This is a genomic window from Streptomyces sp. CNX435 (assembly GCF_059570575.1).
Genome location: NZ_JCANTA010000002.1, coordinates 553,513 through 568,153, shown reverse-complemented (window position 1 = coordinate 568,153; position 14,641 = coordinate 553,513). Strand labels below are relative to the sequence as shown.

Below are 14,641 nucleotides of genomic sequence, written 5' to 3'. Positions count from 1 at the left end.
GCGGTGCGGACCGCGCATCGTCCCCACGCCGTGGGGGAATCCACTCGGTGGAACCGATCGCTCCCCGTGCGGGTCCAACGACCGGCACCCCACGATCTGGTCACCCTTCGAGCAGCCAGGGGGAAGACATGACACGACAGCCCGGCCGCGCCCGCACCCGCATCGCCCTCGCCGCCCTCGCGGCGGCGGGGCTGCTGGCCGCAGGCTGCGACACCGACTCCGACGGAGCGGGCACGGACCCCGCGGGCAACGCGAAGCCCCGGCAGTCGGAGCGTGCCGACGGGGACGAGAGCGCACAGAACGGGAACAGGGCGGAGCAGGACGCGCCCGCGAAGGACGACGCACCGGAGCAGGCGGCCGAGGGCACCGACGACGGCGCGGCTGCCGAACCGCTCAAGGCGGAGCCGAAGGCGGCGGCCGGCGGTTCCGCGGCGGCCCCGTGGTGCCGTACGGGCGCCCTGTCGGCCTCCGTACGCCCGCTCAACTCCGCGGCGGGCAACCGCTACGCGGCTCTCGTCCTCACCAACGACTCGGACTCCGCGTGCCGCACCCGCGGCTGGACCGGACTGCAGCTCGTCAAGGAGAACGGCGCGAACGTTCCGACCCAGGTGGTACGGGACCGCAGCCGCACCCCCGCCATGCTGACGCTCGCCCCGGGCTCGGCGGCGTGGAGCAGACTGCACTGGACGGTCGTGGCCAGCGGCTCGGACGACGCGAGCGGCGCCTGCCGGCCGACGCCGGCGGAGCTGGAGGTCATCCCGCCCGACACGTACCACCACACGGACGCCGCATGGCGGCTGGGTGAGGTCTGCGACGCGGGCCGCATCGACGCCCTGCCCCTGGCGAAGGGCGCCGGCCCGGCGCGCTGACGTGCGCGCGGCTGAGCCGCGGTGCCCGGGCGGCCGAACCGGGCACCGGGCTCAGCGCTCCTCGGCGAGGATCAGGTAGAGCTTCTTACGGGCCTCGTTGACGACGGCCAGCGCCTCCTGGCGCTGCTCGGCGGTGCCAGTGGTGTACACCTGCCGGAACGCCTCGGCGAGCGCGAAGCCCGACTGCCGGACCTCCTGCAGCGCCTCCCAGTCGACGCCGCGCCCGGCGTCCTCCCAGGGCGCCTCGGGCCCCGACTCGGCCTCCTCCCGACCGGCGTCGGTAAGCGAGAACAGCCTCTTGCCGCCCTCGGAGGCGCTGGCGATCAGGCCCTCGTCCTCCAGCAGCTGCAGTGTGGGGTAGACCGAGCCGGGGCTCGGCTTCCAGGCGCCGCCGCTGCGCTCGGAGATCTCCTGGATCATCTCGTACCCGTGCATGGGGCGGTCCTTCAGCAGCGCCAGGATCGACGCCCGCACGTCGCCGCGCCGTGCGCGGCCCCGCGGGCCGCCGCGGCCCCGGCCGAAGGGGGGCCCGAAGGGCGGGCCGAACCCGCCGAAGGCGGAGCGGCGCCCGCCAGGCGGGCCGTGTCCGTGTCCGTGTCCGTGGGATCGCATGGTCATCACCTCTTCTTGAACTCTTCTGCGATCGATTGCGACACGTCGACGATATATCGGAAACAGTCGTCAGGCAAGTCCCGAGCGCCCGGACACGGCGAAGCCCCCGGGGAGCCGCGCTGACTCCCCGGGGGCCTCCTGCTGCCGCTACGGCCGCGGCACCGTCACCGGATGTCGACGTCGATGCAGGCATAGAACGCGTTGGCCGTGTCGTACACGTTCCACACGGCCAGGACCTTCTGCCGGCCCGTGATGTTGCCGAAGTTCACGGTGTGGCTGAACTGCGAGGGCGGCTGCGCACCGCCGTCGTTGAACTCCGCGACCTTCTGACCGCCGACGAAGTACTGCCATGTGCTCGTGCGGTGGTTGGCGGTGATCTGCCAGCTGAACGACTGCGTCCTGCTGACCGGCGTGACCGCCCAGCCCTTGCTGTCGTCGTTCAGTTCGGCGAACCGGCTGTTGCCGCCGTGGCAGCTCGTGAGGCCCTTGGGCCCCTCGACGCTCTGCGGCTCCCACTGGATCTGACCACACGAGACGGTGCCCGCTTTGCACTGCTGCTGCCGACTCGGCGGCGAGGTGATCCAGCCGTGCGCGTTGGCCTGCGGTGCCGGGAGTGCGAGGACGACCAACGGAGCGACGGTCGCGGCTACGACCGCGACACGCTTCTTGAGACTGCGCATCTTGTGTCTCCCTGCATGGGGGGCATTGGTCTAGACTTTATCCATTGTCAGACCACCGTCAAGAGCGTCAACCAGGGAGACAGCGCCGGAACCACTCATTCCGTGGGCAGCCACCCCACCTTCCCCGCCAGCAGCGCGTACCCCACGAAGGCCACGATGTCGATGAAGGCGTGCGCCGCCACCAGCGGCCCCACCCGCCCCCACCGCCGGTACAGCAGGACGAACAGCACACCCATCACCGCGTTGCCGATGAAACCGCCGATGCCCTGGTAGAGGTGGTACGTCCCGCGCAGCAGCGAGCTCGCCGCCAGCGCCGCCGCCGGGGTCCAGCCCAGCTGGTCCAGCCGGCGCAGCAGATAGCCGACGACGATGACCTCCTCCACCACGGAGTTCTGCGCCGCGGAGAGGATCAGCACCGGGATCTTCCACCACACGTCGGGCAGCGACTCCGGTACGACGGTCAGGTTGAACCCCGCCGCCCGCGCGCCCAGGTAGAACGCCAGCCCGGTGCCCCCGACCACCGCGGCCACGCCCGCGCCCCGGCTCAGGTCGAAACCCGGCCGCCGGAGGTCGAACCCCACCGCACCCAGCCCGCCCGCGCGCTCGCTCACCAGCAGGTACGCCACGAGCGCCACCGGCACCAGCGAAGTGGTGATCCCGAACAGCTGCCACGCAAGATCCAGCCACGGACGCCCGGGCGCGGCAGAGGAGTTGAGGTTGGCCGACTGCTCCTTCAACCCACCCGGCCGGGTGACCGAGCCGATGAAGCTGATCAGTGCCGAGACCGCGCTCGCTCCCAGGGACAGCGCCAGCACCAGCAGCGTTTCGCCGCCCAGCAGCCGGCGGGACTGGTCCTGCACTCGCTCCTCCAATTGGTCAATCCCTCCCCAAAGGCCCCACCGTCTCGCTAGGGTCACGGAAAAAACACGTGACCAATATGCGGCTGTCCGGGGGGACGACCATGGGACGACACAGCTTGCCCGACGCGTACGGAACGGACGACGCCGTGCTGCGGCGCAGCGTACGGGGCCGCGCCGTGGTCATCGCGACCGCCCTCGTCCTGGCGATCGGCGCGGGCACGCTGGTCGCCGTGCAGACCGGGGTGCTGCCGACGGGCGAGTCCTGCGAGGGCCCGGACCTCGAACTCGGCGTCGTCGCCGCGCCCGACATCGCGCCCGCCGTCCGCAAGACGGCCGACCGCGCCCGCAGGGCGGAGCTGAAGTCCGACGGCCGCTGCCTGGACGTCGAGGTGACCGCGCGCCCCGCCGCCGAAGTCGCCCAGTCGCTGCGCCGCCAGGACACGCCCCCGGACTTCCAGGTCTGGATCCCCGACTCCAGCGTCTGGACGGGCATGGTCACCGCCGCCGGCAGCGGCGCGAGCGTCGACGAGGTGACCCGCCTGGCGACCTCGCCCATCGGCATGGCCACCCTGCTGGACGGCGCCCGCAAGCTCGGCTGGCCCGAGCAGACGTACGGCTGGGCAGAGCTGACGGACGCCGCGATGGGCGACGAGGCGGGACTGCGCCTCGGCACCGCGGACCCGTCCGTGAGCGCCACCGGCGCGCTCGCGTTGACGGCGGTGCACCGGGCCGGCGGCGATCAGGCGGACACCCGCACCGCCGCCACCGCCAAGCTGCTCGCCGAGCGCGTCGAGCCCGGCGACACGGCGGTGCTGGCGTCGCTCCCGGACTCCGGCCTGGACGACCCGCGGGACAACGACGCGCTGTTCCTCTCCGAACAGGCGGCCTTCCGCCACAACGCCGAGGCCGGTATCGGCGGGCGGCTCGACATGTTCTACCCCGAGGGCGGCACGGTCGCCCTCGACTACCCGTACGCCATCGTCAACAACGACGCCATGGCCATGGACCGGGTGCGCGCCGCCAGCCGCTTCCAACGGCTGCTCACCGACGAGAAGTCCGTCGACCTGCTGCGCCGGCAGGGCTTCCGGTCCGCCGCGGGGGGCTTCGACGCGGAGCTGGCGATGGCCGCCGGCGGCGCCGCCCCGCAGCCGTTCGACGCGCCGCCCGCCGAGCCGCCGGCCCCCGACGAGGTGGCCTCGGTCCTCGGCATGTGGACCGTCACGGTGCAGAGCGCCCGGCTGACGACCGTGGTCGACGTCTCCGGCTCGATGGGCGAGCCGCTGCCGGACGAGCCGGGACAGACCCGTATGGACGTCACGAAGAACGCGCTGATCCAGGCGCTCGCCCAGTTCACCGGTGAGGACGAGATCGGTCTGTGGCGGTTCTCCTCCCACCTGCGGGGCGAGCAGGACTACGAGGAGGTCGCCGGCACCGAGCGGCTGGCCCAGCGCACCGACGACGGCACCAGCCACCGGGAGCGCCTCGCGAGCGCCTTCGGCGGCCTCGAACCGGTGCCGGACGGTGCGACGGGCCTGTACGACACGGCGCTCGCGGCGTACGAGCAGCAGGTCAAGGAGTACGCCCCCGGCCGCTTCAACGCGGTGGTGTTGCTCACCGACGGTGCCAACGAGGACCCGGGCAGCATCTCCGCCGAGGACCTGGCCACGCGGCTGCGCAAGGCGGCCGACCCGGAGCGGCCGGTGGGCCTGATCGCCATCGGCATCGGGCCGGACGCGGACATCGAGGCGTGCGAGCGGATCGCGAAGGCGGTCGGGGGCGAGTCGTACCAGGTGACGGACCCGAAGGAGATCCACGCGGTACTGCTGCGGGCGGTGACGGACGCCGGCGCCAAGGCGGCGCTGTCCTGAGCCTTACGCATACGGGCGCGGGCGAGCGGGTCCTGCCGGCCGTCGCGGTGGTGACCGCGCTGCCGAACGCGTACGGGCGCGGGCGGGCGCACGGGCACGGCCGCCGGCAGGCGCCGGCGGCCGTCACACCCGTCTCGCCCCCGCCGCGCCCGTCAGTCCACCGGCCAGCGGTGCACCGGCTCCTCGCTGCGGGTCAGCTCCACGTACCGCCGCGTCATCTCCGCCAGCGCCGCGCCCCGGTCAAGCCCGCGGCCCAGGGCCCGGTGGAAGGCGGCCGACTGCCACGACGCGCCGTTGACCCGCCGCCGGCAGCGTTCCTCGATGACGCCGAGGTAGCGGTCCCGGTCGGCGGGGTCGACGCCCCAGGCGTCCAGCCCGGCGGCGGCCATGGGCAGCAGTTCGTCCCGTACGAGCTTGGTCACCGGCACCCGCGCCACCCCGCCGAGCCGCCGGCGCCCCGGCCATACCAGGGTGGCGTCGATGCCGTCCCGGCAGGCGGCGGCGAAGTTCGCCGCCGCGCCGTCGAAGGGCAGCCGGCCCCACACCGGGCGCTGCTCGTCGGCGAGTGAGCGCACCAGCCCGTAGTAGAACGCCGCGTTGGCGACGACGTCGGTGACGGTCGGCCCCGCGGGCAGCACCCGGTTCTCCACCCGCAGGTGCGGCACGCCTCCGGCTATGTCGTACACCGGCCGGTTCCAGCGGTAGACGGTGCCGTTGTGCAGCACCAGCTCGGCCAGCTCCGGCACCCCGCCCGCGTCCAGCACGCTCAGCGGCTCCTCCGGCGAGCAGAGCGGCAGCAGGGCGGGGAAGTAGCGGATGTTCTCCTCGAACAGCTCCAGCGGCTCGGTGACCCAGCGCTCGCCGAACCATGCGCGCGGGCGCACGCCCTGGGCGCGCAGCTCCGGCGGCCGAGTGTCGGTGGCCTGCAGGAACAGCTCGGGCCGCGACTCGCTCAGCAGCTCGCGGCCGAAGACGAACGGGGCGTTGGCGCCGAGCGCGACCTGCACGGCCGCCGCCGCCTGCGAGGCGTTCCAGACGTCCGCGAACCGCCCGGGGGTGACCTGCAGATGCAGCTGCACCGACGTGCAGGCGGCCTCGGGGGCGATGGAGCCCGAGGTGTACGTCAGCTCCTCCACCCCGCGCATGTCGAGCCGGATCTCCTCGCCGCGGGCGGCGAGGATCTGCTCGTTGAGCCGGTGGTAGCGGTCCACCTCGGAGAGGTTGGCGGAGACCAGGTCCGCGCCGGTCAGCGTCGGCAGGATGCCGATCATCACGATCCCGGCGTCCACCTCGCGCGCCTGCCGGTCGGCGTACCACAGCCCGGTGCGCAGTTCCTCCGCGAGCTGGTCGAGCACCCGCCCGGCGAGCCGGTGGGGCGCGATATTGACTTCCAGGTTGAACTGGGCCAGCTCGGTCTGGAAATCGGGGCTGGCGATGCGTTCCAGCACTTCCGAGTTCATCATGCGCGGCATGCCGTCCGCGCCCACGAGATTCAGCTCGATCTCCAGCCCCATGAGATTCTGCGGGCGGTCGAATCTCTTCTCCTCCAGCAGTCGCTCCAACCCCGCGAGGCACTCGCGGAGCCGCTGCCGATAGCGGTGACGGTCGGACAGGTCGAACCCGCCGGCCACGACCTTCTCGCCCATCGAGGTTCCTCCTCGGCTCGGCTGCCCGGGATGATGCCCAGGCGCGGGGATCCCTACCCCGCGACCGCCGTTCATCGGCTACGCTGGCCGCCCGCGCCGTACAGAATCGTTCCGACTGCACACCGCCCGGTGCGCACCGCGCCGCTCGTCGCCTGGTCGCAAAACCGACGAGATCCGGCCGACCCCGCGCGATGACCGTCGCCGCGCCCGTCAGGTATTTCTCGCCGGTCTTCCGGAGAGGACCAGAGAATACTCGACCGAGAATCCTCTTGCGGATTTCGCCCAAGCGGCAAGGCGGAAGGACCGCCACCGCTAGTCGTATAAAATCCGCGAACGAGGCAGAGAGTTGGCGCCCTTACACGGATGCGGCCCCCTCTGACCCCGTTCGCAGACAGCGCCGTCCGCGTCTTGCTCCCCGCTCTGCTCCACGTCTGACGAAGGTAGGCGACCCCTATGCCGCTCAGCGTCCTCACACCCCCCTCCCCGGCTCTGCGCAGCGTGCACGCCGCGCTGAAGTCCCCGACGGCGGTGCGCGGGACCCGTACGCTCGCGCCGACGTCGGGGACCGGCCCGGCGGGCGCCACGGACCCGCTGCCCGTCCACGTGCTGGACGGGGTCGGCGCCGGGGACGGCCCGCCGCACGCGGCGCTCAGCGGCTGGCGGTTCCACCTCGTCGCCGAGGGCCGCGTCGTCGCCGCGGCGGAGGCGCGGATCACCCCCGACGGCTGGGCGTTCTCGCACTTCTCCGAGGGCCCGTACGTCGCCTCCACCCAACGCGCCCTGCGTCAGGCCGAGTCGCTCTCCGCCCGCCTGCAGCCGCGGTTGCTCTCCGTACCCGAGCTGTACATGGTCACCCTCTGGCTGCGCACCGACTGCGACGCCGCGCCCGAGTCGGGCGCGGTCGACCCCGCGGACCTGCTGGTGCCGCTGGCGCCCGCGCCGCCCGGCATCCGCGCCCACCGCGCGCACCGCGCCGGCGACCTGCTGCCCGCGCTGCGCGACCGGCTGGCGGCGGCGCGGCTGCTCGGCTCCTCCGCCTGATCACGGCGAGGTCACGGTCTGATCACCGCTGTGGGCTAGTCCACTCCCGCCGGTGCACCCCCCGAAAGGATGGACTGGCACCGAGCAACCGCCCACGAGGGTGATGCGTCTTCCGCCCCGGAGACCACCTGCCGGTAATTCCCTGCGGATTGAGGCCCGCGGGGGAACACTGGTTGCGGAACGAGTCGACACGGGGGGCGGCGATGACATCTGCAGAGCGCAGGACCGAGACCAGGAACCAGCGAGAGTACCCAGCCATGTGCCAGCACCAGCCACCCTGCCCGACCGCCCAGTCCACCGACCGGGAGGCGGCGCGCCCGGTGGCGCACCACCCGGAGCAGGGCTGGAGCCTGCTCTGCAACGGCGTTCTGCTGTTCGAGGACACCGGCGAGCTGCTGCCCGACGGCCGGATCATCGCGCCGCACCGGCCGCCGAACGCCGACGACGTGACCGCCGCGGCCTGACCGGCAGACCCGGCAGACCCGGCTGGCGCACGCCGGCCGGTCCCCCGCACTCCCGCACGCGCCCCGCACGCCGCCCGGCCCGGCGTCGGCGCCGGGCCGGGTGCGGTACGCACACAGCGGTACGTCAGGCGTCGTATTCGTCCAACGGGGGGCAGGAGCACACCAGGTTGCGGTCGCCGTAGGCGCCGTCGATCCGGCGCACCGGCGGCCAGTACTTGTCCGCCGGCGTCACCCCGGCCGGGAAGACGGCCTCGTCCCGCCCGTACGGGTGCTTCCACTCCCCCGCCAGCTGCGCCGCCGTGTGCGGCGCGCCGACCAGCGGGTTGTCGTCCTTGTCCCACTCCCCCGTGCCGACCCGCTCGATCTCCCGCCGGATCGCGATCATCGCCTCGCAGAACCGGTCAAGTTCGGTCAGGTCCTCGCTCTCGGTCGGCTCGATCATCAGCGTCCCGGCCACCGGGAACGACATCGTCGGGGCGTGGAAGCCGTAGTCGATCAGCCGCTTGGCCACGTCGTCTATGGACACCCCGGTCGCCTTGGTCAGCGGCCGTACGTCGACGATGCACTCGTGCGCGACGAGCCCGCCCGGGCCGGTGTACAGCACCGGGAAGTGCGGCTCCAGCCGCTTGGCCACGTAGTTGGCGCCGAGCACCGCGACCTGGCTGGCGCGCCGCAGGCCGCCCTCGCCCATCAGCTTCATGTACGCCCAGGAAATGGGCAGGATGCCGGCCGAGCCCCACGGCGCCGCGGAGACCGGGCCGACGCCCGTCGCCGGCCCGGCGGCAGGCTGCAGCGGATGGTTCGGCAGGTACGGGGCGAGGTGCTCGCGGACGGCGACCGGGCCGACGCCGGGGCCGCCGCCGCCGTGCGGGATGCAGAACGTCTTGTGCAGGTTCAGGTGCGAGACGTCGCCGCCGAACTTCCCCGGCCCGGCGAGGCCGACGAGCGCGTTGAGGTTGGCACCGTCCACGTACACCTGGCCGCCGGCGGCGTGCACGGCGTCGCATATCTCCGTGATGTGCTCCTCGAACACGCCGTGCGTGGAGGGGTAGGTGACCATGAGCACGGCCAGCTCGTCACCGTGCCGCTCGATCTTCGCGCCCAGGTCGTCCGCGTCGACCTCGCCGTTCTCGGCGGTCTTCACGACCACGACCTTCATGCCGGCCATCACCGCGGAGGCGGCGTTCGTGCCGTGCGCGGAGGACGGGATGAGGCAGACGGTGCGGCGCTCGTCGCCGTTCGCGCGGTGGTACGCCCGTACGGCCAGCAGGCCCGCCAGCTCGCCCTGCGAGCCGGCGTTGGGCTGCAGGGAGACCTTGTCGTAACCGGTGACGGCGGCCAGGCCGTCCTCCAGCTCGCGGATCAGGGTCAGATAGCCCTCGGCCTGGTCGGCGGGCGCGAAGGGGTGCAGGCCGGCGAACTCGGGCCAGGTGACGGCCTCCATCTCGGCGGTCGCGTTGAGCTTCATCGTGCAGGAGCCGAGCGGGATCATGCCGCGGTCGAGCGCATAGTCCCGGTCGGAGAGCGCCCGCAGGTAGCGCAGCAGGGCGGTCTCGGAGCGGTGCCGGTGGAAGACGGGGTGCGTCAGGTACTCATCGGTGCGCTGCAGGGCGGCCGGCAGCGCGTCGGCGGTCGCCGCGTCCAGCTCCCCGACGTCCTGCCCGGCGACGCCGAACGCGTCCCAGACGACGGCCAGATGGTCGCGGACGGTGGTCTCGTCGCAGGAGATGCCGACGTGGTCGGCGTCGGCGAGGCGCAGGTTGACGCCGGCGTTGCGGGCACGGGCGGTGACCTCGGCGGCCCGGCCGGGGACGCGGACGGTGACCGTGTCGAAGAACGCGTCGTGCACCACGTGGGCGCCGCCGGCCCTGAGGCCCGCGGCGAGGATCGCGGCGTAGCGGTGGGTGCGCCGGGCGATGGCCGCCAGGCCCTCGGGGCCGTGGTAGACGGCGTACATCGAGGCCATCACCGCGAGCAGCACCTGCGCGGTGCAGATGTTGCTGGTGGCCTTCTCGCGGCGGATGTGCTGCTCGCGCGTCTGCAGCGCGAGCCGGTACGCCTGCGCCCCGTCTGCGTCCTTGGAGACGCCGACGAGCCGCCCGGGCAGGCTGCGCGCGAACTTCTCGCGTACGGACATGTAGCCGGCGTGCGGCCCGCCGAAGCCCATCGGGACCCCGAAGCGCTGGCTGGAGCCGACCGCGATGTCGGCGCCGAGCGCGCCGGGCGAGGTCAGCAGGGTGAGCGCGAGCAGGTCGGCGGCGACGGTGACGACGGCGCCCAGCTCGTGCGCCCGCTCGATGACGGGCGCGAGGTCCCGTACGACACCGGAGACGCCCGGGTACTGCAGGAGCACGCCGAAGACGCCGCGCTCCGCGACATCGGCGGGGATGCCGCCGGCGAGGTCGGCGACGACGACCTCGACGCCGGTCGGCTCGGCGCGGGTGCGCAGCACCGCGACTGTCTGCGGCAGGGTCTCGGCGTCGACCAGGAACACGCCGTCCTTGACCTTCCCGACGCGCCGGGACAGCGCCATCGCCTCGGCGGCGGCGGTGCCCTCGTCGAGCAGCGACGCGCCGGCGGTGGGCAGCCCGGTGAGGTCGGCGACGACGGTCTGGAAGTTGAGCAGCGCCTCCAGCCGGCCCTGGGAGATCTCCGGCTGGTACGGGGTGTACGCCGTGTACCAGGCGGGGTTCTCCATGACATTGCGCAGGATGACGGGCGGCGTGTGGGTGCCCTGGTAGCCGAGGCCGATCATGGAGGTCAGCACCTCGTTGCGGCCCGCCAGGGCGCGCAGCTCGGCCAGCACCTCGGCCTCGGAACGGGCCGCGGGGAGCGTGAAGGCGCCGGTGCCCTTGATCGGACCGGGTACGGCGGCCGCGGTCAGCTCGTCCAGCGAGCCGTAGCCGACCTGGGCGAGCATCTTGGCCCGGTCGCCCGCGTCGGGTCCGATGTGGCGCAGCTCGAAGGGAGTGCCGCGCTCCAGGGCGGACAGCGGGATGCGGTGGGCGTTCGTCTCAGACAAGGGGCCTCCTGGTCGCACGGACCTTCGCGGATACCCCTGGGCCGGGCACCCGTACGGCCTCCCCCTCTGTCATCCGGACCTGAGAGCTTCGCCGTCCGCCCGGACCGGGCGGGCCGGCTTGCACCGTCGGTGAGGAGGGGTCGCGTACGACCCGCCCTGCTTTCCAGAGTGACCTCGTCCGTGCGGTACGGGGGCCTGAGAGATTCCGGGGAGGAGTTGCTCCTTCGGCGCCTCCGTCTGGCGGGCGGAGGACTCTCCCGCACGGGGTCTGCAGCCACGGTCAGCGTACCAGCGCACGCCCCCGCGCAGCCGGGCGCGGGTGCGAGGGCCTGTCGTGGCCGGTGCCCGGGCGGCGCCCGCCGAGTGGCCGCGCGGCGCGTTGTGCCGTTACGTGGAGGCAGCGGAGCTGTGTCGAGACGTGGGAGGCACCGTGCAGACCGACATCGACCCCCGGAGCCTGATCGGCGTGCGCGCGTACGACGGCAACGGCGAGAAGCTCGGCACCGTCGACGAGGTGTACCTCGACGACGCCACCGGCGCCCCGCAGTGGGCGGCCGTGCGCACGGGCCTGTTCCACCGCGACGCGTTCGTGCCGCTGGGGCCGAGCGAGCTGGCCGACGAGGGGCTGCGGGTGCCGTTCGACCGGGAACTGATCAAGGACGCGCCGGACTTCGGCGTCGGCCGGCACCTCTCCCCCGCGCAGGAGCTGCAGCTCTACCAGCACTACGGGATGGCGCTGCCGCCGGACGTCGCCAGGACCCGTCCGAACCGGCAGTCCCAGCCGCCGCAACCGGCGCGGCAGCCGCAGGACCGCGACGTCGGCGAGGTCGCCGGGTCGGACGACTGATCAGCCGCCGGGCGCCAGCGGCAGCGGGTCCGCCGGCTGGAGCGCCGGGTCGTCGGCGGCGAACGTACGCACCCGCCCGGGCGCCGAGCCCGGCACCTCGAACCGCACCGTGACCCGGCCCACGCCGCTGCCCTGCACCCAGCCGGGTCCGTGATCGGCGTGCCGCACGTCCAGCCCCGGCAGCCAGTGCGGGGCCGCCGGCTCCGGCTCCGCCGCGGCGGGCGGCGGGGGCGGCCCGGGCGGCGGCTCGGCCACCGGGCCGTCGGCGTCCACCGGCCCGTGCCGCGCCTCCGGCGCCTGGCCGCTCTGCGCGAACAGGTCCTCCTGCGTGAAGTCCGCGAGACCGCTCACGCCGACGCCCAGCAGCCGCACCCCGCCGGCCGTCTCCACCCCGTCCAGCAGCCGCAGGGCCGCCTCGACGACCACGGCCGGGTCGTCGGTGGGCCCGCGCAGGGTCTCGGAGCGGGTGAGGGTGGAGAAGTCGTACCGCCGGACCTTCAGGACCACCGTGCGGCCGGAGCGCCCCGTGCCGCGCAGCCGCGTCACGCAGCGCCGCGCCAGCCGCTCGACCTCCGTGCGGATCCGGATCCGGTCGGTGAGGTCGACGTCGAAGGTGTCCTCGACGGAGACGGACTTGGCGTCCCGGTCCGCGACCACCGGCCGCTCGTCCAGGCCCAGCGCCATGACGTGGATCCCGGTGCCGTGCGCCTTGCCCAGCAGCCGCACCATCTCGTCCTCGCCGGCCTCCGTGACCTCCGCGACCGTGGTGATCCCGGCGCGGCGCAGCGTGTCCGCCGTCGCGGGGCCCACGCCGGGCAGCGTACGCACGCTCATGGGCCCCAGCAGCGCCCGCTCGCCGCCCGGCGGCACCACGACCAGCCCGTCCGGCTTCGCCAGCTCGGAGGCGACCTTGGCGAGCATCTTGGAGGCGGCGAGCCCGACGGACCCGGTCAGGCCGGTGGCGGCGCGGATGTCCGCGCGCAGCCGGTGCGCCACACCCCGTAGCGCGGTCTCCTCCGCGGGTGTGCCGCCGGCTTCGAGGTCGACGAACGCCTCGTCCAGGCTCAGCGGCTCCACCAGCGGCGACAGCTCCCCGAGCAGCGCCATGACCTGGCCGCTGACCTGCTGGTAGAGCCGGAAGCGGGGGACGAGGAACGCGGCGTTGGGGCAGAGCCGGCGGGCCATGCCCATGGCCATCGCCGAGTGCACCCCGAAGACCCGTGCCTCGTACGACGCGGTGGCCACCACGCCGCGCGGGCCGAGGCCGCCGACGATCACGGCCTTGCCCTTGAGGCTCGGCTTGGCGGCCTGCTCGACGGCGGCGTAGAACGCGTCCATGTCCAGGTGCAGGACGGACGGCGCGCTTCTCACGCTCGAATGGTCCCCCATGGGTACGACATCGGCGCGACAGCGGCCCTGGCGCCGCCGTACGGCGGCCGTGGCGGCCCGTGCGCGCCCGGGGGCGCCGCGGGGCTCCGGAGCGCAGTCCGGCCGTGGTCAGCCGGCGCGGCTGCGGCGGCGTGCCAGTTCGTCGGCGGCGTTGCGCCCCACCAGCGTCTCGCCGGTGTCGACGCGCTCCGCGTGCAGCTGCGCGAGGGCGGCCTGCACGTCGCTGAAGACCACGCCGACGGCGATGCCGAAGATGCCCTGGCCGCCCTGCAGCAGCTCGACGACCTCGTGCGGGGACGTGCACTCGTAGACCGTCGCGCCGTCGCTGATGAGCGTCATCCGCCGCAGGTCAGCCGCGCCGGCGGCGCGCAGGTGCCGTACGGCCGTCCTGATGCTCTGCAGCGAGACCCCGGCGTCCAGCAGCCGCTTGACGATCTTGAGTACGACGACGTCCTGGGAGCTGTAGAGCCGCTGGGTGCCCGAGCCGTGCGCGGGGCGGACACCGGGCCCGACCAGGCCGGTACGGGCCCAGTAGTCGAGCTGGCGGTACGTGATACCGGCCGCGGCGCACGCGGCGGGTCCCCGGTAGCCGACCTCGTCCGGATCCGCGGAGGCGGCCGACTGCTGCCTCGCGGGCTCCGCGCCGTGACCGTACAGCGGAACTGGTCCGCCCCCTCCGGCCGATCTCTCGCCGCCCGTGACCACCACGCCGACCTCCCGCTCCCTGACCTGCCTCCTGACGGTAGGCAGTCGCCCCGGGCGCGTCAACGAACGCCACACGGGGCACGCCGGGTGCTCATCACCCTACGGGTGGTTTGGCCACGGCGTCCGTGCGGTAGGCCCGGGCGGGCTACCGCGGGCGGCAGTCACTGAGGGTTGGTACCGAAGTCCTCGGGCGTGATCTGGTCGAGGAACTCGCGGAACTTCTCCACCTCGTCCTCCTGCTCGTCCGGGATCGAGATACCCGCGTCGTTGAGCACTCCTTCGCTGCCGTAGATCGGCGTGCCGGTGCGCAGCGCGAGGGCGATGGCGTCGGACGGGCGGGCGCTCACCTCAGTGCCGCCGGAGAACACCAGCTCGGCGTAGAACACGCCTTCCCGCAGGTCGGTGATCCGCACCTCGGCGAGTTCCTGGCCGACCGCGTCCAGCACGTTCTTGAACAGGTCATGGGTCAGCGGGCGCGCGGGGGTCATGCCTTGCTGCGCGAAGGCGATCGCCGTCGCCTCCCCGGGACCGATCCAGATGGGGAGGTACCGGTCGCCGCCCACTTCACGCAGGAGAACGATCGGTTGGTTCGAGGGCATTTCCACCCGGACACCCACAACGTCGAGCTCGTTCACACA

The 14,641-nt window shown here is 73.4% G+C and carries 13 protein-coding genes and 1 riboswitch; of the genes, 5 read left to right on the top strand and 8 right to left on the bottom strand.

The window, feature by feature from the left end; all coding sequences use genetic code 11:
* The first annotated feature begins 128 nt into the window (after window positions 1–128).
* Complete coding sequence (locus T328_RS05785) at window positions 129–869, top strand: DUF4232 domain-containing protein (RefSeq protein ID WP_496494760.1); 741 nt, start codon at window positions 129–131, stop codon at window positions 867–869.
* A 51-nt stretch (window positions 870–920) separates the two neighbouring features.
* Here T328_RS05785 and T328_RS05780 read toward each other — a convergent pair whose 3' ends face one another.
* From T328_RS05780 to T328_RS05770, 3 genes are all read right to left on the bottom strand, one after another.
* Window positions 921–1,481, bottom strand: coding sequence for a PadR family transcriptional regulator (locus tag T328_RS05780; protein ID WP_496494907.1), 561 nt, complete (start codon window positions 1,479–1,481; stop codon window positions 921–923).
* A gap of 164 nt (window positions 1,482–1,645) precedes the next feature.
* Window positions 1,646–2,161 carry a lytic polysaccharide monooxygenase auxiliary activity family 9 protein gene (locus T328_RS05775; protein ID WP_496494759.1) on the bottom strand — a complete coding sequence of 172 codons (516 nt, stop codon included), beginning with the start codon at window positions 2,159–2,161 and terminating at the stop codon, window positions 1,646–1,648.
* Window positions 2,162–2,256: 95 nt separating this feature from the next.
* Window positions 2,257–3,021, bottom strand: coding sequence for a CPBP family intramembrane glutamic endopeptidase (locus tag T328_RS05770; RefSeq protein WP_496494906.1), 765 nt, complete (start codon window positions 3,019–3,021; stop codon window positions 2,257–2,259).
* Between the two features lie 101 nt (window positions 3,022–3,122).
* Between T328_RS05770 and T328_RS05765 the strand changes: the two genes are divergently transcribed.
* Window positions 3,123–4,889, top strand: coding sequence for a substrate-binding and VWA domain-containing protein (locus tag T328_RS05765; RefSeq protein WP_496494758.1), 1,767 nt, complete (start codon window positions 3,123–3,125; stop codon window positions 4,887–4,889).
* Between the two features lie 152 nt (window positions 4,890–5,041).
* Here the strand turns inward: T328_RS05765 and T328_RS05760 are convergent, their stop codons facing one another.
* Window positions 5,042–6,535 (bottom strand): glutamate-cysteine ligase family protein, encoded by a 1,494-nt coding sequence (locus T328_RS05760; RefSeq protein WP_496494757.1) that lies wholly within the window; start codon window positions 6,533–6,535, stop codon window positions 5,042–5,044.
* Window positions 6,536–6,988: 453 nt separating this feature from the next.
* Here T328_RS05760 and T328_RS05755 point away from each other — a divergent pair, with 453 nt between their 5' ends.
* Window positions 6,989–7,576, top strand: a complete 588-nt coding sequence (locus T328_RS05755) for a hypothetical protein (protein ID WP_496494756.1) — start codon at window positions 6,989–6,991, stop codon at window positions 7,574–7,576.
* A gap of 257 nt (window positions 7,577–7,833) precedes the next feature.
* Window positions 7,834–8,040 carry a DUF5999 family protein gene (locus T328_RS05750; protein WP_047014426.1) on the top strand — a complete coding sequence of 69 codons (207 nt, stop codon included), beginning with the start codon at window positions 7,834–7,836 and terminating at the stop codon, window positions 8,038–8,040.
* Window positions 8,041–8,164: 124 nt separating this feature from the next.
* Here the strand turns inward: T328_RS05750 and gcvP are convergent, their stop codons facing one another.
* The gene (gene gcvP / locus T328_RS05745) at window positions 8,165–11,062 is read right to left on the bottom strand and encodes an aminomethyl-transferring glycine dehydrogenase (RefSeq protein WP_496494755.1); all 2,898 of its coding nucleotides are present in this window, start codon (window positions 11,060–11,062) and stop codon (window positions 8,165–8,167) included.
* A 173-nt stretch (window positions 11,063–11,235) separates the two neighbouring features.
* Window positions 11,236–11,332: riboswitch (glycine riboswitch) on the bottom strand.
* Window positions 11,333–11,480: 148 nt separating this feature from the next.
* Here gcvP and T328_RS05740 point away from each other — a divergent pair.
* A complete protein-coding gene (locus tag T328_RS05740; RefSeq protein WP_496494754.1) occupies window positions 11,481–11,909 on the top strand; it encodes a PRC-barrel domain-containing protein in 429 nt (142 codons plus the stop codon).
* On the opposite strand, the gene T328_RS05735 is transcribed toward T328_RS05740, so the two are convergent.
* The 3 genes from T328_RS05735 to T328_RS05725 form a co-directional block, all read right to left on the bottom strand.
* Entirely contained in the window at window positions 11,910–13,280 is a 1,371-nt protein-coding gene (locus T328_RS05735) for a DNA polymerase IV (protein ID WP_496494753.1), read from the bottom strand.
* Between the two features lie 126 nt (window positions 13,281–13,406).
* Window positions 13,407–14,006 (bottom strand): MerR family transcriptional regulator, encoded by a 600-nt coding sequence (locus T328_RS05730; RefSeq protein ID WP_496494752.1) that lies wholly within the window; start codon window positions 14,004–14,006, stop codon window positions 13,407–13,409.
* Between the two features lie 158 nt (window positions 14,007–14,164).
* On the bottom strand, window positions 14,165–14,638 hold the full coding sequence (locus tag T328_RS05725) for a bifunctional nuclease family protein (RefSeq protein ID WP_420305877.1): 474 nt from the start codon (window positions 14,636–14,638) through the stop codon (window positions 14,165–14,167).
* Window positions 14,639–14,641: the final 3 nt, after the last annotated feature.

Excerpts from the sequence above, each read along its gene's own strand:
- T328_RS05765 (WP_496494758.1), top strand. The coding sequence starts at position 3,123 with ATGGGACGACACAGCTTGCCCGACGCGTACGGAACGGACGACGCCGTG.
- T328_RS05785 (WP_496494760.1), top strand. The coding sequence starts at position 129 with ATGACACGACAGCCCGGCCGCGCCCGCACCCGCATCGCCCTCGCCGCC.
- T328_RS05750 (WP_047014426.1), top strand. The coding sequence starts at position 7,834 with ATGTGCCAGCACCAGCCACCCTGCCCGACCGCCCAGTCCACCGACCGG.
- T328_RS05780 (WP_496494907.1), bottom strand. The coding sequence starts at position 1,481 with ATGCGATCCCACGGACACGGACACGGACACGGCCCGCCTGGCGGGCGC.
- T328_RS05775 (WP_496494759.1), bottom strand. The coding sequence starts at position 2,161 with ATGCGCAGTCTCAAGAAGCGTGTCGCGGTCGTAGCCGCGACCGTCGCT.
- T328_RS05760 (WP_496494757.1), bottom strand. The coding sequence starts at position 6,535 with ATGGGCGAGAAGGTCGTGGCCGGCGGGTTCGACCTGTCCGACCGTCAC.
- T328_RS05755 (WP_496494756.1), top strand. The coding sequence starts at position 6,989 with ATGCCGCTCAGCGTCCTCACACCCCCCTCCCCGGCTCTGCGCAGCGTG.